Below are 17,887 nucleotides of genomic sequence, written 5' to 3'. Positions count from 1 at the left end.
ACCCAGGACACAGTTCGGCAACATGTGCCCGCGCGTTCAGGGCCAGCAGGTGTGAGCCAGGCCGCATCTTGGTAGGGCCCTTCCACGAACGGACGGCAGCCAGGAGGACGACGTGGCACGACAGCAGGGTGACGGTCCGGCGCTCCCGCTCTACCTGAGCGAGCCCACGCGGGCGTTCGCGGACTACGGCCTCTACCTGGCGGCCCGTCCGCTCGCCCAGCGGCTGCCGAAGGGTGACGGGCACCCGGTGCTGGTCCTCCCCGGCCTGCTGGCCGACGACACCTCGACGCGGGTGCTGCGGGCGACGCTCCGCCGGCTCGGCTACCGGGTGCACGGCTGGGGGCTGGGCCGCAACATCGGGCCGACTGCCATCTGCGTGAACGGCCTGCGCGACAAGCTCGATTACCTGCACAACCGCTACCGCCGCGAGGTCACGGTGATCGGCTGGAGCCTGGGCGGGATCTTCGCCCGCGACCTCGCCCGCCAGTGCCCCGACGCGGTGCGCCAGGTGATCACCCTCGGCAGCCCGTTCCGCATCGAGCGGCACACCCAGACGCGGGCCTCCAAGGCGTTCGACCGCTACGCGCACCTGCACGTGGAGCAGCGCCAGTTCCCGCTGGAGGCCGAGGGCTGCCCGCTCCCGGTGCCGGCGACGTCGATCTACTCGCACTACGACGGCATCGTGCACTGGCAGACCTGCCTGAACACGCCCGGCGAGCGCTGCGAGAACATCGCGGTCACCGCGAGCCACCTCGGCATCGGCCACCACCCGGCGGCGCTGTGGGCGATCGCCGACCGGCTGGCGCAGCCCGAGGGCGAGTGGGCCCCGTTCAAGGCACCGGCGTTCCTGCGCCCGGCCTTCCCGAAGCCGGCCGAGCCGGCGGCGCCGGGCCCGGTGGACGTCGCCGCCGCCTGAGCCGCACAGCGGCTGCCACACCTCGCCCGATCGCGCGCTCACACGCATCACTGCGGTTGTCCGAGCCGCCGAACGCGCGTTCATTCGCATCACTGCGGTCATCCGGGCTGTCGACGTGCCGCCGGAACAGCGCCCGTGCGTCGACCGGGGGAAGGGTGGGCGCGACAGGGTTCGAACCTGCGACCGCTCGGTTGTAAGCCGAGAGCTCTACCGCTGAGCTACACGCCCCGCGCGCCCAGCTTAAGGACCCCGCTGCCCCCCACCGCTCGCACGCTCGCGGCGGGTCCCTGCAACGGGGCCACCCGGGCGCCCGTCCTCAGGCCGCGAGCGCGGCGACGGCGTCCTTCCAGCCGGCCTGCTCGCGCGCATCGCCGGGGCCGTTGACCTCGGCGAAGGCGATCGCACCGTCGGCGTCGACCAGGAAGGTGCCGCGCAGGGCCATGCCCGCCTTCTCGTTGAACACGCCGTAGGCCTGGGCCACGGCACCGTGCGGCCAGAAGTCCGAGAGCAGGGTGAAGTCGAGGTTCTCCTGCGCCTTGAACGCCTTGAGGCTGAAGACCGGGTCGGTGCTGATGGCCAGCACCGTCACGCCTGCGTCGGTGTAGTTCGTCAGCTCGTCGCGCAGCTGGCACAGCTCGCCGGTGCAGATGCCGGAGAAGGCGAAGGGGTAGAAGACCAGCAGCACGGGGGTGCCGCGCAGATCCGCCAGGGACACGACCTGCTTGTCCTGGTCGGGCAGGCGGAACTCGGGGGCGCGGTCACCGGCGGAGAGGCTCATGGCGCCACATGCTGCCTCAGCGGCGGCTGCGGGCCGCCTTCGGGGTGACCAGCCGGATGCCCGACCAGTCCTTCGCCGCGGAGATGCTGCTGGTCTGCGAGAGCCCGGCCGTGGGGGCGACCTCGGTGACGTCGCCCGGCTCGACGTGCCCGGGCCGGCCCGACTTCGGCACCAGCAGCCAGACGACGCCCTCGTCGGCCAGCGAGGTCAGCGCGTCGGTGAGGGCGTCGAAGAGATCGCCGTCGTCCTCCCGCCACCAGAGGACGACGACGTCGGCCACCTCGTCGGTGTCCTCGTCCACCATCTCGCTGCCGGAGGCCTCGACGATCGAGTCACGCAGGTCCTCGTCGGCGTCCTCGCTCCAGCCGAGTTCCTGCACGACCATGCCCGGCTTGATGCCCAACCGGGCCGCCATGCCGGTGCTGTCGACGCTCATCCCTGCTGCTCCTCCATGGGTCGGCCTGCTGCTCGCCTGGTGTGGGGTGGACGGTGCCCGGCCGGGCCGGCGACCGCGCGGGAGCGCGTCACGGGCGGACCGAGCGGGCGGAGGACGGACACGCGGCGGCGATCGACACGACCAGCGGGAGAACCACCCGCACCCCGGTCATGTCACCCCTCTCGCGGTCGTCGAGCGCCCGTCGCCCGACCCTCGTGGCCGGGCATCCGGACGGTGCCCGTCTCGTCGAGGCACCGCAGGCGGAAGCGTAGGGCATAGCGGGCGGGGCGCAAGCCTGCGCGCACCGAGCGCACCGGTGCGCGGGTGGGGCGTGTCCTCGCGACACGACTTCGCCGGCAGATCGCGCCGGGACGTGACGAGGACGACGTCGTCGGGAGACGATGGGCGCATGAGCGCACCGCAGCAGCCGGACGGCGACCCCGCCCGCGCAGGACAGGCCCGCGCGGTCATCACCGACGGGCTCCCCAGCCAGCTGGTCGACACCGACCCCGACGAGACGCAGGAGTGGCTGGAGTCCCTCGACGCCGTCGTCGACCACGCCGGCCGCGGACGGGCCCGCTACCTGATGCTCCGGATGCTGCAGCGCAGCCGTGAGCAGCAGGTGGGCGTGCCCGCCCTGCGCAGCACCGACTACATCAACACCATCCCGCCGGAGCGCGAGCCCTGGTTCCCCGGCGACGAGGACGCCGAGCGCCGGATCCGCGCCTACATCCGGTGGAACGCCGCGATCATGGTCCACCGCGCGCAGCGGCCGGGCATCGGCGTCGGCGGGCACATCTCCTCCTACGCGTCGTCGGCCTCGCTGTACGAGGTCGGCTTCAACCACTTCTTCCGCGGCAAGGACCACCCCGGCGGCGGCGACCAGATCTGGTTCCAGGGGCATGCCTCCCCCGGCATCTACGCCCGCGCGTTCCTCGAGGGCCGGCTGACCGAGGACCAGCTCGACGGCTTCCGCCAGGAGGTCAGCCACCCCGGCGGCGGGTTGTCGTCCTACCCGCACCCGCGGCTGATGCCCGACTTCTGGGAGTTCCCCACCGTCTCGATGGGGCTCGGCCCGCTCAACGCGATCTACCAGGCGCGGTTCAACCGCTACCTGCACGCGCGCGGCGTCAAGGACACCTCCGACCAGCACGTGTGGGCCTTCCTCGGCGACGGCGAGATGGACGAGCCCGAGTCGCTCGGCGCCATCGGCCTGGCCGCCCGCGAGGAGCTGGACAACCTCACCTTCGTCGTCAACTGCAACCTGCAGCGGCTCGACGGCCCGGTGCGCGGCAACGGCAAGGTGATCCAGGAGCTGGAGTCCTTCTTCCGCGGCGCCGGCTGGAACGTCATCAAGGTGATCTGGGGTCGCGGCTGGGACAAGCTGCTGGCCGCCGACCGCGACGGCGCGCTGGTCAACCTGATGAACGAGACGCCCGACGGCGACTACCAGACCTACAAGGCCGAGGACGGCGCCTTCGTCCGCGAGCACTTCTTCGGCCGCGACCCGCGCACCCGCAAGCTCGTCGAGGGGATGAGCGACAAGGAGGTCTGGGACCTCGCCCGCGGCGGCCACGACTACCGCAAGGTCTACGCCGCCTACAAGGCCGCGGTCGAGCACAAGGGCCAGCCGACGGTCATCCTGGCCAAGACGATCAAGGGCTGGACCCTCGGCAGCCACTTCGAGGGCCGCAACTCCACGCACCAGATGAAGAAGCTGACCGCTGAGGACCTCGCCGCTTTCCGCGACCGGCTCTACCTCGACATCCCCGACTCGGCGCTGGACAAGACCCTGCCGCCCTACTACAAGCCCGACCCCGACTCCGACGAGATGCAGTACATGCTCGAGCGGCGCCGGGCCCTCGGCGGGGCGGTACCGCGCCGCCGGTCGGAGTTCAAGACGCTCAAGGCGCCCGACGACAAGGCCCTCGACGTCCTTCGCCGCGGCTCGGGCAAGCAGGAGGTGGCGACGACGATGGCGTTCGTCCGCCTGCTCAAGGAGCTGCTCAAGGACAAGGAGCTCGGCCCGCGCTTCGTGCCGATCATCCCCGACGAGGCCCGCACCTTCGGGATGGACTCCCTCTTCCCGTCGCAGAAGATCTACAACCCGGCCGGCCAGCGCTACACCTCGGTCGACCGCGAGCTCATGCTGGCCTACAAGGAGTCCGAGCAGGGGCAGATCCTGCACGAGGGCATCAACGAGGCGGGTTCGACGGCGTCGTTCACCGCCGTCGGCTCCTCGTACGCGACGCACGGCGAGCCGATGATCCCGATCTACATCTTCTACTCGATGTTCGGCTTCCAGCGCACCGGCGACTCGATCTGGGCCGCCGCCGACCAGATGACCCGCGGCTTCCTGCTCGGCGCCACGGCCGGGCGGACGACGCTCAACGGCGAGGGGCTGCAGCACGAGGACGGCCACTCGCTGCTGCTGGCGCAGACCAATCCCGCCGTCGTCTGCTACGACCCGGCGTTCTCCTACGAGGTCGCGCACATCACCCGCGACGCGCTGGCCCGCATGTACGGCGAGGACCCGGGGGCGCCGCTGGGCGGCTCCCGCTCCCCCGACGTCATGTACTACCTGACGGTCTACAACGAGCCGTTCAACCAGCCGGCCGAGCCCGAGGACCTCGACGTCCAGGGCCTGCTGGCGGGCATGTACCGCTACGCGGAGGGTCCGCGGGCCGACGACGGCGCGGCGGGCGAGGTCAAGGCGCAGGTGCTCGCCTCCGGCGTCGCCGTGCCGTGGGCGCTGCGGGCGCAGGAGCTGCTGGCGCAGGACTGGGGGGTGAGCGCCGACGTCTGGTCGGTCACCTCCTGGAACGAGCTGCGCCGGCAGGCCGACGAGTGCCAGGAGCACAACCTCCTGCACCCGGAGGAGGAGCCGCGCACGCCGTACGTCACCGCGCGGCTGCAGGAGACGGTGGGCCCGGTCGTCGCGGTGTCGGACTGGATGCGGGCGGTGCCCGACCTGATCGCGCCGTACGTGCCCGGTGGCATGGCGACGCTCGGCACCGACGGGTTCGGTCTCTCCGACACCCGCCCGGCGCTGCGGCGGCACTTCCACGTCGACGCCGAGTCGATCGTGGTGCGCACGCTGGCCTCGCTGGCCGACGAGGGGCAGGTCGACCGGGCGAAGGTGCGCGAGGCCGTGGAGAAGTACCGGATCCGGGACGTGCAGGCCGCGCCGGCCGACGAGCGGTCGGACCCCAGCCCGGCCACCTGAGAAAGGACCCCCTCGCCCCCCACCGCTCGCACGCTCGCGGTGGGCCCCTGCGAGGGAGCCGGCAGCGGGGCCCGTCGAGGGCCCCGCTGCCAGTTCTCAGTGCTCGCGGTGGCGGCGGATGAGGTCGGCGTAGACCCGGCCGCTGTCCTTGACCGTGCGGCGCTGGGTCTCGTAGTCCACGTGCACGAGGCCGAACCGCTGGGCGTAGCCCCGGGCCCACTCGTAGTTGTCCAGCAGCGACCAGGCGAAGTAGCCGCGGACGTCGACGCCGTCGTCCATGGCGGTGCGCAGCGCCGCGAGGTGCCGCAGCAGGAAGTCGGTCCGCTCGGGGTCGTGCACGGCACCGTCGGGCGAGACCTCGTCGTCCCACGCCGAGCCGTTCTCGGTGATGACCAGCGGCAGGCCGGGGGCCTGCTCCCCGATCCACCGCAGCAGCCGGGTGAACGCCTCCGGGCTCACGCCCCAGCCCATCGTCGTCGTGACGCCCTCGGGGTCCAGCTCGACGACGTCCTCCCCGCCGATGAACGAGGTGGGCGGCATGTCGTCGGGCCGGGCACCCGCGCGCACCGTCTGCTCGAAGTAGTAGTTGACGCCGAGCCAGTCCAGCGGCGCGCCGATCGCCTCGAGGTCGCCGTCCTCCACCGGCAGGGGCGCGCCGGCGGCGGCCAGGTCGGCGACGACGTCCTCGGGGTAGGCGCCGCCGGCGACCGGCAGCAGGAACATCCGGTTCTGCTGCCCGTCGAGCCGCCGGGCGGCGTCCAGGTCCTCGGGCCGGTCGCTCGCCGGGGACATCGGCGTGAAGTTGAGCGTGATGCCCAGGTGGTCGGCGCCCTTGTCGCGCAGCACCCGGGTGGCCAGGCCGTGCCCGAGCAGCAGGTGGTGCACCGCCCGCGAGGCCGAGGCGGCATCGCGGACGCCCGGCGCGTGCGCGCCCGACTGGTGGCCGAGGAGCGCGCTCACCATCGGCTCGTTGAGCGTCGACCAGTGCCGCACCCGGTCACCGAGCGCGTCGTGGACGATGCCGGCGTAGTCGGCGAAGCGGGCCGAGGTGTCCCGGTCGGTCCAGCCGCCGCGGTCCTGCAGCGCCTGGGGCAGGTCCCAGTGGTAGAGCGTCAGCCACGGGTCCACGCCCCGCTCCAGCAGCTCGTCGACCAGGCGGCGGTAGAAGTCGAGGCCCCGCTGCTCCACGCGTCCGCCCCCCTCGGGCAGCACCCGCGGCCAGGCCACGGAGAACCGGTAGGCCGAGAGGCCCAGCTCCTCCATCAGCGCGACGTCCTCGGGGTACCGGGTGTAGTGCTCCACGGCGACGTCGCCGGTGTCGCCCCGGAACGTGCGGCCGGGGGTGTGGCTGAAGGTGTCCCAGATGGAGGGCCCCCGGCCGTCGGCGTCGACGGCGCCCTCGATCTGGTAGGCGGCCGTGGCGGCGCCGAAGAAGAACCCGGGCGGGAAGGTGAGCCCTCCGGCGAGCTCCGGACGAATGTCGGTCGAGGACATGGGCGCGCTGCTCCTTGGCGGGTCGGTCGGTCCGGGGCGCCGGTCGGCGAGGTGCGCGCTCGACGCGGTGAGAACGCTCTCACACCCGGCGCCCGAACGCCTCGCCCGGTGCTCCCGCGCCCTGCGGACATCTCGTGCGGCCGCCGCTGGCGCACTACCGTGACCACCCGGTGGCCCCGTGCGGTCGCCGCCCGTCACCGCCGAGGAGCTGCCATGACGACCACCGGTGCGCGCCCTCCGACGCCCACGCTGGAGCAGGTGGCCGCGCTCGCCGGGGTCTCCCGCGCCACGGTCTCGCGGGTCATCAACGACTCGCCGCGCGTCAGCCCGGCGGCGCGGGACGCGGTGCACGCCGCGGTGGAGGCGCTGCGCTACGTGCCGAACCGGATGGCCCGCAGCCTCGTCACCCGGCGCACCGACACGATCGCCCTGGTGCTCTCGGAGTCGAACACCCAGATCTTCGCCGACCCCTTCTTCGCCCGCATCGTCCGCGGGCTCTCCGCCCGGCTGGCCGACACCGAGCTGAACCTGGTCCTGCTGGCCGCCCGGGGCGGCCGGGAGCAGGAGAAGGTCGCCCGGTACGTGCAGCAGGGGCACGTCGACGGCGTCATCCTCATCTCGCTGCACCGCGACGACCTGCTGCCCGACCTGCTCGCCCGCTCCCCCGTGCCGCTGGTGCTCTCGGGGCGCCCCTTCGACGGCCGGGCGGTGCCCTACGTCGACGCCGACAACGTCGGCGGGGCCGAGGCCGCCACCACCCACCTGCTGCAGCTGGGGCGCTCCCGGATCGGCACGGTCGCCGGTCCGCTCGACATGGTGGCGGGCCTCGACCGGCTCACCGGGTACCGGGCCGCCCTGGCCGCCGCCGGGGCGCCGGCCCGGCCGGAGCTGGTCGCGGAGGGCGACTTCACCGAGGCCGGCGGCTCCCGGGCCATGGCGCGGCTGCTGAGCGAGGTCCCCGACCTCGACGCCGTCTTCGTCGCCTCCGACCCCATGGCGGTCGGCGCGCTGCGCGTCCTGCGTGCCGCCGGCCGGCGCGTGCCGGACGACGTCGCGGTGGTCGGCTTCGACGACGCCGAGGTGGCGGCGTCCTGCGACCCGCCGCTCACCACCGTGGCCCAGCCGCTGGAGGAGATGACCGGCGCGCTGGTCGACCTGCTGCTCGAGCAGATCGGGTCGGGCGGGTCGGCGGTCGAGGCCCGCCTCTGCGGCACCGCACTGGTCCGCCGCGCCTCGGCCTGACCCCCTGGGCACGCGCCTCGCCCCTGCCGCCCCGGGGGCATAGGAAGCTATGCACCCGCTTTCGAGCCGCAGGACGCATGGATAGCTTCCTATGCCTCTGCGGACCCCGGCGGAGCGTCAGCCCGAGAGGGCCTGCAGCGCCATCTGCGCGTAGAGAGCGACGCCGGCCGGCAGCGGCTCCTCGTCGAACACGACCAGGTTGGAGTGGTTGGGCGGAGCCGTGGCGGGGTCCACGCCGTGCGGGCGGGCGCCGAGCCACGCCATCACACCGGGGACCCGCTGGAGGACGTAGGAGAAGTCCTCGGCACCCATCAACGGCGCCGGCATCAGCACGGCCGCCTCCGGGCCCAGCAGCTCGGCCGCCGTCGTCAGCACGCGGGCGGCCATGCCGGGGTCGTTCATGGTCACCGGGTAGCCCTCGATGTGCTCCCAGTGCAGCGCCATCTCGTGCGCGGCCGCGACGTGGGTGGCGATCCGCTGGACCGAGGCCACGACGTCGGCCCGCCGCTCCGCGGAGAGGGTCCGGATCGTCCCCTCCAGGAAGGCGGTGTCGGGGATGACGTTGTTCGTGCTGCCCGCCTCGATGTGCGCGACGGTCACGACGGCGGGGTCGAAGACGTCGACGCGGCGGGTGACCATCGCCTGCAGGGCCAGCACGATCTCGGCCGCGACCGGGATCGGGTCGGCCGCCGCGTGCGGCTCGGAGGCGTGCCCCCCGCGCCCGCGGAGCGTCATGCGCCACTGGTCGGCCGCGGCCATCACCGGACCCGGCCGGAGGTTCACCGTGCCGCTCGGCATCGTCGAGGAGACGTGCAGCGCGAATGCACCGCTCACCGGCGCCTCGGGGACGGCGTCGAGCAGCCCCTCCTCCAGCATGTACCGGGCGCCGTGGAAGCCCTCCTCCCCCGGCTGCACCATGAAGACGACCTGGCCGGCCAGCTCCTCCCGGCGGGCCGCGAGCAACCGCGCCGCGCCGACCAGCATCGCCACGTGGGTGTCGTGCCCGCAGGCGTGCATCACCCCGGGCACCTCGGAGGCGAACGGCAGGGCGCTGTCCTCCTGCACGGGCAGGGCGTCCATGTCGCCGCGGAGCAGGAAGGTCGGCCCCGGCCGGGCGCCGCGCAGCACGCCGACGACCGAGCTGGTCGAGGTGCCGGTGGTCACCTCCAGCGGCAGCTCGGCGAAGGCCTCCAGCACCGCCGCCTGCGTCCTCGGCAGGTGCAGCCCCACCTCCGGGTGCCGGTGCAGCCGCCGGCGCAGCTCGATGGTGCGGTCGGCGTCGGAGTACGCGGCGGCGAGCACGTCGGAGGAGCTGATCGGCATGCCCCCACTCTCACCCACGGGACCGGGATCGCGCCCGTCGCCCGGTCAGCACGCCCAGCTCGGCCGGCCGGCGTCGAGCTGCCAGACCAGCACGGTGGCCGCGCCGCCGGTGCGCACCGCACCCCCGTCGTGCGGCCGCACGCCGTCGTCGCCGGCGACCAGCACCAGCCCGGCGGGCGGCACGACCTCCTCCCCCGGCTCCGCGTGCCCCACCCACAGCCGCGTGTCCGGTCGCCCGAGGTCCACCCAGCCGGCGGCCGACCGGTGCACCGCGTGCGCGGCCGGCTCCGCGGGGGCGGCGCTGCGCAGGTAGCACTGCAGCACCCGCGCCCCCCGGTCGCCGGCCACCTCGTCGTGGGTCAGCCCCGCCCCGGCGCGCAACACCGCGACGTCGCCGGCGGCGAGGTCGGCACCGCGCCCCCACCGGTGCTGCAGCCCCCCGGCCAGCACGACGGCGACGACGTCGACGGCGCGGTGGTCGTGCCGGCCGTAGCCCTCGCCGGGCCCGAGCCGGTCGTCGGCGATCCGCAGCAGCGGGCCCAGCGAGCCGTCGTCGGGGGCGAGCACCACCCGCGAAGCCGGGCCCTCCGCCCCCTCCGCGGGGGCACCGACCGGGGGAACGTCCACGGCCTCACTCTCCCCGATCCCGGTGGGCGTGACACGCTGACCCGGTGAGCCGGGTGAGCAACCACCCGCCGAGCGACGCGACGCTCCGGCGGCTGGAGCGCGCGTCGGGGTCGTTGGCCACGCAGGCCGTCGCCCGCATGGACGACGACCTGCCCTGGTTCCGGGCCATGCCGGCCGACCAGCGCTCCTGGGTCACCCTCGTCGCCCAGGCGGGGATCGCCTCCCTCGTCGAGTGGTGCCGCAGCCCCGGGCGACCCCCGCGGCTCACCGGCGAGGTGTTCGGCGCGGCGCCCCGCGAGCTGGTCCGGGCGGTCGCCCTCAAGCAGACCGTCGACCTGATCAAGGTCACCGTCGAGGTGATGGAGGAGCGCGTCACCTCCGTCGCCGAGCCCGGGGACGAGGAGACGCTGCGGCTGGCCGTGCTGCAGTTCAGCCGCGAGGTCGCCTTCGCCACCGCGCACGTCTACGCGAGCTTCGCGGAGAGCCGGGGGGCCTGGGACGCCCGGCTGGAGGCCCTGGTCGTCGACGCGCTGGTGCGCGGCGAGCGCTCGGATGAGCTCTCCGGCCGGGCCGCCGCGCTGGGCTGGGCCGCCGGCACCCCGGCGCTGGTCGTGGTCGGGGCGACGCCGACCGCGGTCGACGACCCGCACGGGGCCGTGCGCCGCGCCGCCCGCAGCCTGAACTGCGACGTGCTGGTCGGGGTGCACGCCGACCAGCTGGTGGTCGTCCTGGGCGGCACCGGCGACCTCGAGGCCGCGGCCGAGCGGGTGGCGGACGAGTGCGGCCAGGGCCCGGTGGTCACCGGCCCGGTCGTGGACGGGCTGGGGCGCGCCGCCGTCTCCGCCGCGGCGGCGCTCGCCGGGCTGCGCGCGGCGGGCGCGTGGCCGGAGGCGCCGCGCCCCGTCACCGCCGACGCCCTGCTGGCCGAGCGCGCGCTCGCCGGCGACCCGCTGGCCCGGACCGCGCTGCACGAGCAGGTCGCCGCGCCCCTGCGCTCGGCCGGTGGCGGCGTGCTGGAGACCGTGCGGGCCGTGCTGAGCACCGGCGGCAACCTCGAGGCGAGCGCCCGGGCCATCTTCGTGCACCCCAACACCGTGCGGTACCGGCTGCGCCGCGCGGCGGAGCTGACCGGCCTGTCGGCGACCGATCCGCGGGGCAGCTGGACGCTCCAGGTGGCTCTCGCGCTGGCCGCGCTGGACCGCGACCGATCGCTCTGGCACTAGTCCCGGACGTCCGGTTCCCACCACGGCTCGCCGCTCCGAGGCACCGAACGCCCGCGTGTTTTGTGGGAATCCCACAAAGATCAGCGGTGTGCTTTCGTGCCCGGTCGCCGCGCGCGGGACCGGTGATCACTGGCACGGTGAACAGGTGCTCGCCGTCCTCGCCCCGGGTCAGGGTGCGCAGAAGCCCGGGATGCTGACCGACTGGCTCGACCTCCCGGGCGCCGAACCCTTCTTCCGCTGGGCCGGCGCCATCGCCGGCGCCGACCTGCTGTCCCTCGGCACGACCGGGGACGCCGAGGCGATCAAGGACACCGCGGTCACCCAGCCGCTGGTGGTCGCGATGAGCCTGTTCGTCGCCCGCGAGCTCGGCGGGCTGCCGGGCCCGGTGGCGCACACCCCGCACACCGGGCGCGACGTCGTGATCACCGGGCACAGCGTGGGCGAGCTCACCGCCGCGGCGCTCGCCGGCGTGCTCAGCATCGAGGCGGCGATCGCGCTGACCGCCGTCCGCGGCCGGGCCATGGCCGCCGCCTGCGCCCGGACGCCCACCGGCATGTCCGCCGTCCTGGGCGGCGACCCCGACGAGGTGCTCGCCGCCCTGGAGCGGCACGGGCTCACCCCGGCCAACATGAACGGCGCCGGGCAGGTCGTCGCCGCCGGCCCCCTCGACGGGCTGGCCGCACTGAAGGCGGAGCCGCCGGCCAAGGCGCGGATCATGCCGCTGCCGGTGGCCGGCGCGTTCCACACCGGCTTCATGGCCCCGGCCCGCGAGGAGCTCGAGGGCCTGGTGGGCGGCCTGCGCCCCGCCGACCCGAGCCGGCTGCTGCTCTCCAACGCCGACGGCGCGGCCGTCGACTCCGGCACCGAGGTCCTGGCCCGCCTGGTCAGCCAGGTCACCAGCCCGGTGCGCTTCGACTCGTGCCTGGCCACGATGCGCGAGCTGGGCGTCACCGCCGTCCTCGAGCTGCCGCCGGCGGGGGCCCTCGCCGGGCTGGCCAAGCGCGAGTGGAAGGGCGCGGGCATCGAGGTGCTGGCCGTCAGCGCGCCCGCCGACCTGGACCGCGCCCGCGAGCTGATCGCGGCCGAGCGCGGCCGCAGCGAGGCCGAGCACCTGCCCGACTGGCGCATGGTCGTCGCCCCGGCCCGCGGGACGGTCAGCCCCGCGGAGATCGCCGAGGGCACCCACCTCCCCGCCGGCACCCCGCTCGGCTGCATCCGCGGCCGCCGGGAGGAGGTCAACGTCTCCGCCGGCTACGACGGCGTGCTGGCCGAGTGGCTGGTGCACGACGGCGATCTCGTCGACGCGGGCGATCCCATCGCCCGGCTCTACCCGGAGGTGACCGCGTGACCACGCTGAAGCTCGACCCGGGAGCCCCGGGCGCACGGATCCTCGGGTTCGGCAGCTACCGCCCCCGGCAGCGGGTGACCAACGACGACCTCGCCCAGCGCATGGAGACCAACGACGAGTGGATCCAGGCGCGGGTCGGCATCGCCGAGCGCCGGTGGGCCGAACCCGACGAGACGCTGGTGGAGATGTCGGTCGCGGCGGGCGGGAAGGCGCTGGCGGCCAGCGGCCTGGACGCGAGCGAGATCGACCTGGTGCTCCTGGCGACCACCAGCCCGCCGAAGGCGATCCCGGGCCTCGCCCCGCGGATCGCCCACCAGCTCGGGGTCCCCCGCCCCGGCGCCTTCGACCTCAACGCCGGCTGCGCGGGCTGGTGCTACGCGCTGAGCGCGGCGGCCGACGCGATCCGCAGTGGCACCGCCCGCAACGCCCTGGTCATCGGCGGCGAGCGGCTCACCGACTACGTGAACTTCCAGGACCGGACGACGGCGGTGATCTTCGCCGACGGCGCCGGCGCCGCGGTCGTCACCGCGTCCGACGAGCCGGCCATCGGCCCGGCGGTCTGGGGCAGCGACGGCGACCTGCACGAGGCGATCGCCATCCCCCCGGACGAGACCGGCATGAGCATGGCCGGCCAGGCGGTGTACCGGTGGGCGACGACGAAGCTCACCGACACCCTGGTCGAGGCCATGCGGCGCGCCGGCGTCGGGCCCGAGGACATCGACGTCTTCGCGCCGCACCAGGCCAATCTGCGGATCATCGAGCTGATGGCCAAGCGGCTGAAGCTGCCCGAGCGGACCGTCATCGCCCGCGACATCGTGCGCGCGGGCAACACCTCCTCGGCCTCGGTCCCGCTGGCCCTGGCCGCCCTGCTGGAGAGCGGCGAGGCGAAGAGCGGTGACGTCGCCCTCCTGCTCGGGTACGGGGCGGGCCTGACCTTCGCCGGGCAGGTCGTCGTGCTGCCGTGAGCCGCCCGGCCGGGAGCCCCACCGCTCCCCCCAGATCCCCGGGACACCCGTCCCGGACGTCGACGGCGCCCCCGCCCGGGGTCGCCGTCCCATCCGAGAGAGAGGACCCCGCGTTGGCCAGCACCCAGGAGATCCAGGCCGGACTCGCCGAGATCCTGGAGGAGGTGGCGGGCGTGACCCCCGCCGACGCCACTCCGGAGAAGTCCTTCACCGAGGACCTCGACGTCGACTCCCTGTCGATGGTCGAGATCGCGACCGCCGTCGAGGACAAGTTCGGCGTCGCCATCCCCGACGACCAGCTCGCCAACATCAAGACCGTCGGCGACGCCATCAGCTTCATCGAGAGCAACCAGTAGAAACACCCCCTGCCCCCCACCCCTCGCACGCTCGGGACGGGGCCCTGCAGGGGGCCGGGTCCCGCCGGCCGACCGTCGGCGGGACCCGACCCCGATCCGGCCTTCGGGCCGTCGTCCGCACGAGGAGAGATCCCATGAGCCCGTCCACCACCGACGTCGTCGTCACCGGCCTCGGGGCCACCACGCCCCTCGGCGGGGACGTGGCCGGTACCTGGGACGCCTTGCTCGCCGGCCGCTCGGGCGTCAGCCGGATCACCGAGGACTGGGTGCAGGAGTTCCCGGCGCAGCTGGTCGCCCGCCTGGCCGCCGACCCGATGGAGCAGCTCGACCGGGTGCGCGCCCGGCGCCTGGACCGCAGCCAGCAGGTGGCGGTCATCGCCGCCGAGCAGGCCTGGGCGGAGTCCGGCGCCGCGGACGCCGGCGTGGCCCCCGAGCGGATCGCGGTCGTCTTCGGCACCGGGATCGGCGGCGCACTCACGCTGCTCGGGCAGGACGACGTGCTCGAGCAGAAGGGCCCCAAGCGGGTCTCACCCTTCACCATCCCGATGCTCATGCCCAACGGCCCCGCCGCCGCTGTCGGCCTGGCCATCGGGGCCAGGGGCGGCGTGCACGCACCGGTGAGCGCCTGCGCCTCCGGCGCCGAGGCGATCCGCTGGGGCCTGGACCTGCTCCGCTTCGACCGCGCCGACGTCGTGCTCGTCGGCGGCGCCGAGGCGTGCGTCCACCCGCTGCCCATGGCCGGGTTCGCCGCCATGCGCGCCATGTCCACCCGCAACGACGAGCCCGAGCGCGCCTCCCGCCCGTTCGACAAGGGCCGCGACGGGTTCGTGCTCGGCGAGGGCGCGGCCGCGCTGGTCCTGGAGCGCGCCGACTCCGCCGCCGCCCGGGGTGCCCGGGTGCACGCCCGGCTGGCCGGCGCCGGCGCGACCGCCGACGGCTACGACCTGGTCGCCCCGCACCCGGAGGGTGAGGGCGCCGGCCGGGCGATCACCGCCGCGCTGCGCGACGCCGGGCTCTCCCCCGCCGACATCGGGCACGTCAACGCCCACGCGACCTCGACCCCGGTCGGCGACACCGCCGAGGCCGCCGCGATCCGCTCGTCGCTGGGCGAGCACGCGCTGGTCAGCGCCACCAAGAGCCAGACCGGTCACCTGCTCGGTGCCGCCGGGGCGCTGGAGTCGGTGTTCACCATCCTGGCGCTGCGCGAGCAGGTCGTGCCGGCGACGGCGAACCTCGACGACCCCGACGACGACGCCGCCGTCCAGGCCCTCGACATCGTGCGCCGCGAGCCGCGCAAGGTGCAGCTCACCGCGGCGGTCAACGACTCGTTCGGTTTCGGCGGGCACAACATCGCGCTCGTGTTCACCACCGCCTGATGACGGACCCCGCTGCCCCCCGCCGCTCGCGCGCTCGCGGCGGCACCCTGCAGCGCGGCCATGAGCCCCGGAGGTACCCGTGACGACAGTCCAGGCCGCGCCCGCCGTGACCGCGCCCGACCCCCGCGACCCGGAGGACCGACTGCGGCGGTTCTTCGACGCGGGCTCGATGCAGCAGCTGGGCATCCGCGACACCTCCGGGGTGCTGGCCGCCCGCGGCACGGTGTCCGGCAGCCCCGCCATCGCCTTCTGCACCGACGCCACGGTGATGGGCGGCGCGATGGGCATCGACGGCTGCCGGCACATCGTCGACGCGATCGACGCCGCCCTGCGCGAGCGGGTGCCGGTCATCGGCATCTGGCACTCCGGCGGGGCCCGCCTGGCCGAGGGCGTCACCGCGCTGCACGCCGTCGGCGAGGTCTTCGCGGCCATGGTCCGGGCGTCCGGTCGCATCCCGCAGATCTCCGTGGTCCTCGGCCCGGCCGCCGGCGGTGCGGCCTACGGCCCGGCACTGACCGACCTGGTGATCATGGGGCCGGCCGGCCGGGTGTTCGTGACCGGGCCGGAGGTGGTCCGCTCGGTCACCGGTGAGAACGTCGACATGGAGAGCCTGGGCGGGCCCGACACCCACGGACGGCGCAGCGGCGTCGTGCACGTCGTGACCGACTCCGAGCCTGCGGCGCTGGAAACGGCGCGGCTGGCCGTGGACCTGCTCGCGGCCCAGGGCAGCTTCGGCCCGGCCGGCGACGGAGCGGGCACCGACCTGGGGGCGCTGCTGCCCGAGCAGACCAACCGGGCCTACGACGTGAAGCCGCTGGTCTCCTCGCTCCTCGACGAACCCGGGCTCGAGCTGCACCCGCGGTTCGCGCCGAACGTCGTCACCACCCTGGGCCGGCTGGCCGGGCGGACCGTCGGCGTCATCGCGAACAACCCGCTCCGCCTCGGCGGCTGCCTGGACTCCGCGTCCGCGGAGAAGGCGGCGCGGTTCGTGCGCATGTGCGACGCCTTCGGCGTCCCCCTGGTGGTGCTGGTGGACGTGCCCGGCTACCTGCCCGGCGTCGGCCAGGAGTGGGACGGCGTCGTGCGCCGGGGCGCCAAGCTCCTGCACGCCTTCGCCGAGGCGGTGGTCCCGCGCGTGACGCTGGTGACGCGCAAGTCCTACGGCGGCGCCTACATCGCCATGAACTCCCGCTCCCTGGGCGCGACCGCGGTGTTCGCGTGGCCCGGCGCCGAGGTCGCCGTCATGGGCGCCAAGGCGGCCGTCGGCATCCTGCACCGCAAGAAGCTGGCCGCCGCACCTCCCGGCGAGCGCGAGGCGCTGCACGCCCAGCTCGCCGAGGAGCACGAGCGGATCGCCGGCGGGGTCAACCGCGCGCTGCAGATCGGCGTCGTCGACGAGGTGGTCGAGCCGGTGCGCACCCGGCAGCGGCTCGTCGAGGCGCTCGCCGCGGCTCCGCACGGTCGCGGGGCCCACGGCAACATCCCGCTCTGAACGATCCGTGCCTCCCACCGCTCGCGGGCGGCGGGGGGCCGATCCAGCACCTCATGTGGGTGGAAGGGCGACCCTGCGGCCGGGCGGCGGCCTTGCTCCGACGGCGATGCCCCTGGGGCGGACATCCCGGGCCCTGAGATGTCCGCCTCAGGGGTATCGCTGCGGCGGCACGGCCGCGCGACGTGGAAAGGCCGTCCCGGCGCCGCTTCCCCGACGGCGCCCGGACGGCCCGCTCCAGGCTACGACGGCTCCCCGACCAGGCCGGGAGTGTCGTGCCCCGATCGTGACCTTCAGACCACCTGGTGCAGCCAGGTCACCGGGCTGCCGTCGCCGGCATGCCGGTAGACCTCCAGGTCGGCGTCCCACGCGGCGCCCAGCAGCTCGTCCACACCGTGCCGGAAGGCTTCGATCGACGTCGCCGTGGCGGCCAGGTGCCGCAGCTGCTGCTCGGTGACGATGAGGTCGCCGTTGGCGCTGGTGGGCGCGCGGAACACACCGTGCCCGGGCACGTAGGACATGCGCTCGCCGTCGTTGCCGTGGCTGGCTTCCTCGGTGACCTCGAAGCGCAGCATCGGCCACGCGCGCAGCGCAGCGACGAGCTTGGCGCCGGTGCCGGGCGAACCCGTCCACGCCACTTCGGCACGGTAGGCACCGTGCGCCGCGGGCTGCTCAGCCCACGACAGGGAGACCGGCGCGCCGACGACGCGTTCCAGCGCCCACTCGACGTGCTGGCAGAGCGCCTTCGGGCACGAGTGCACGAAGACGACACCCTGGGTTGACCGTCGCTGCACCGGGCACCTCCATCGACTCGATCGGTCTCGTCTTCCCCTACGGACCCATCGATTCGGTGACGCGCCGTCATCGGCAGTGGCGGAGCAGGGCTCCCGCGACAAGTTTGCACGATGGTGACCCCATCGCGCCAGCCCGGCTGCGACTCCTGGGGCGAATGTGGCGACCGAGCACGCGCGCAGCGCCTTGTTGCTGGTCAGCGGCCAATACCATCTGTTACCGACCACGTCCAGCGGTGTCAGCGTATTCACAGGTGCGCACGCTCAGCGGGCGCCGCGCCGGTCGGGATCGATCCG

The 17,887-nt window shown here is 74.5% G+C and carries 15 protein-coding genes and 1 tRNA gene; 9 read left to right on the top strand and 7 right to left on the bottom strand.

Annotated elements, in window-relative coordinates; translation table 11 throughout:
* Positions 1–112: 112 nt before the first annotated feature.
* Positions 113–916 (top strand): esterase/lipase family protein, encoded by an 804-nt coding sequence (locus tag BMW62_RS19635; protein WP_091934648.1) that lies wholly within the window; start codon positions 113–115, stop codon positions 914–916.
* 156 nt (positions 917–1,072) lie between these two features.
* Here the strand turns inward: BMW62_RS19635 and BMW62_RS19630 are convergent.
* The 3 genes from BMW62_RS19630 to BMW62_RS19620 form a co-directional block, all read right to left on the bottom strand.
* Positions 1,073–1,144 (bottom strand) — tRNA-Val (locus tag BMW62_RS19630).
* 88 nt (positions 1,145–1,232) lie between these two features.
* Positions 1,233–1,694: a peroxiredoxin gene (locus tag BMW62_RS19625; protein ID WP_091934645.1), complete on the bottom strand. Its 462-nt coding sequence runs from the start codon at positions 1,692–1,694 to the stop codon at positions 1,233–1,235.
* A gap of 16 nt (positions 1,695–1,710) precedes the next feature.
* Positions 1,711–2,130, bottom strand: coding sequence for a DUF3052 domain-containing protein (locus tag BMW62_RS19620; protein WP_091934642.1), 420 nt, complete (start codon positions 2,128–2,130; stop codon positions 1,711–1,713).
* A 409-nt stretch (positions 2,131–2,539) separates the two neighbouring features.
* On the opposite strand from BMW62_RS19620, the gene aceE reads away from it, so the two are divergent.
* Complete coding sequence (gene aceE, locus BMW62_RS19615; RefSeq protein WP_091934639.1) at positions 2,540–5,356, top strand: pyruvate dehydrogenase (acetyl-transferring), homodimeric type; 2,817 nt, start codon at positions 2,540–2,542, stop codon at positions 5,354–5,356.
* 96 nt (positions 5,357–5,452) lie between these two features.
* Here the strand turns inward: aceE and BMW62_RS19610 are convergent, their stop codons facing one another.
* On the bottom strand, positions 5,453–6,850 hold the full coding sequence (locus BMW62_RS19610; protein WP_091934636.1) for a GH1 family beta-glucosidase: 1,398 nt from the start codon (positions 6,848–6,850) through the stop codon (positions 5,453–5,455).
* A 213-nt stretch (positions 6,851–7,063) separates the two neighbouring features.
* Between BMW62_RS19610 and BMW62_RS19605 the strand changes: the two genes are divergently transcribed.
* A complete protein-coding gene (locus BMW62_RS19605) occupies positions 7,064–8,092 on the top strand; it encodes a LacI family DNA-binding transcriptional regulator (protein ID WP_091934633.1) in 1,029 nt (342 codons plus the stop codon).
* A 117-nt stretch (positions 8,093–8,209) separates the two neighbouring features.
* Here BMW62_RS19605 and BMW62_RS19600 read toward each other — a convergent pair whose 3' ends face one another.
* Both BMW62_RS19600 and BMW62_RS19595 read right to left on the bottom strand, forming a co-directional pair.
* The gene (locus BMW62_RS19600; protein WP_091934629.1) at positions 8,210–9,415 is read right to left on the bottom strand and encodes a M20 metallopeptidase family protein; all 1,206 of its coding nucleotides are present in this window, start codon (positions 9,413–9,415) and stop codon (positions 8,210–8,212) included.
* 45 nt (positions 9,416–9,460) lie between these two features.
* Positions 9,461–10,042, bottom strand: coding sequence for a pirin family protein (locus BMW62_RS19595; RefSeq protein WP_091934626.1), 582 nt, complete (start codon positions 10,040–10,042; stop codon positions 9,461–9,463).
* Positions 10,043–10,086: 44 nt separating this feature from the next.
* Here BMW62_RS19595 and BMW62_RS19590 point away from each other — a divergent pair, with 44 nt between their 5' ends.
* The 6 genes from BMW62_RS19590 to BMW62_RS19565 all read left to right on the top strand — a co-directional run bounded on the left by BMW62_RS19590 (position 10,087) and on the right by BMW62_RS19565 (position 16,802).
* Positions 10,087–11,265, top strand: a complete 1,179-nt coding sequence (locus BMW62_RS19590) for a PucR family transcriptional regulator (protein WP_091934623.1) — start codon at positions 10,087–10,089, stop codon at positions 11,263–11,265.
* A 145-nt stretch (positions 11,266–11,410) separates the two neighbouring features.
* The gene (locus tag BMW62_RS19585; protein WP_091934620.1) at positions 11,411–12,613 is read left to right on the top strand and encodes an acyltransferase domain-containing protein; all 1,203 of its coding nucleotides are present in this window, start codon (positions 11,411–11,413) and stop codon (positions 12,611–12,613) included.
* The gene (locus BMW62_RS19580) at positions 12,610–13,578 is read left to right on the top strand and encodes a beta-ketoacyl-ACP synthase III (protein WP_091934617.1); all 969 of its coding nucleotides are present in this window, start codon (positions 12,610–12,612) and stop codon (positions 13,576–13,578) included. Before BMW62_RS19585 ends, BMW62_RS19580 begins: the two co-directional genes overlap by 4 nt.
* A gap of 113 nt (positions 13,579–13,691) precedes the next feature.
* Positions 13,692–13,934 carry an acyl carrier protein gene (locus tag BMW62_RS19575; RefSeq protein ID WP_091934614.1) on the top strand — a complete coding sequence of 81 codons (243 nt, stop codon included), beginning with the start codon at positions 13,692–13,694 and terminating at the stop codon, positions 13,932–13,934.
* Positions 13,935–14,068: 134 nt separating this feature from the next.
* On the top strand, positions 14,069–15,310 hold the full coding sequence (locus BMW62_RS19570; RefSeq protein WP_091934611.1) for a beta-ketoacyl-[acyl-carrier-protein] synthase family protein: 1,242 nt from the start codon (positions 14,069–14,071) through the stop codon (positions 15,308–15,310).
* A 79-nt stretch (positions 15,311–15,389) separates the two neighbouring features.
* Entirely contained in the window at positions 15,390–16,802 is a 1,413-nt protein-coding gene (locus BMW62_RS19565; RefSeq protein ID WP_091934606.1) for an acyl-CoA carboxylase subunit beta, read from the top strand.
* A 290-nt stretch (positions 16,803–17,092) separates the two neighbouring features.
* Here BMW62_RS19565 and BMW62_RS19560 read toward each other — a convergent pair whose 3' ends face one another.
* Positions 17,093–17,593 (bottom strand): DUF3145 domain-containing protein, encoded by a 501-nt coding sequence (locus BMW62_RS19560; RefSeq protein WP_091934603.1) that lies wholly within the window; start codon positions 17,591–17,593, stop codon positions 17,093–17,095.
* Between the last annotated feature and the right edge of the window lie 294 nt (positions 17,594–17,887).

This window comes from Blastococcus sp. DSM 46786, assembly GCF_900109665.1.
GTDB lineage: Bacteria > Actinomycetota > Actinomycetes > Mycobacteriales > Geodermatophilaceae > Blastococcus > Blastococcus carthaginiensis.
This window is presented reverse-complemented; position numbering and strand designations above follow the sequence as displayed.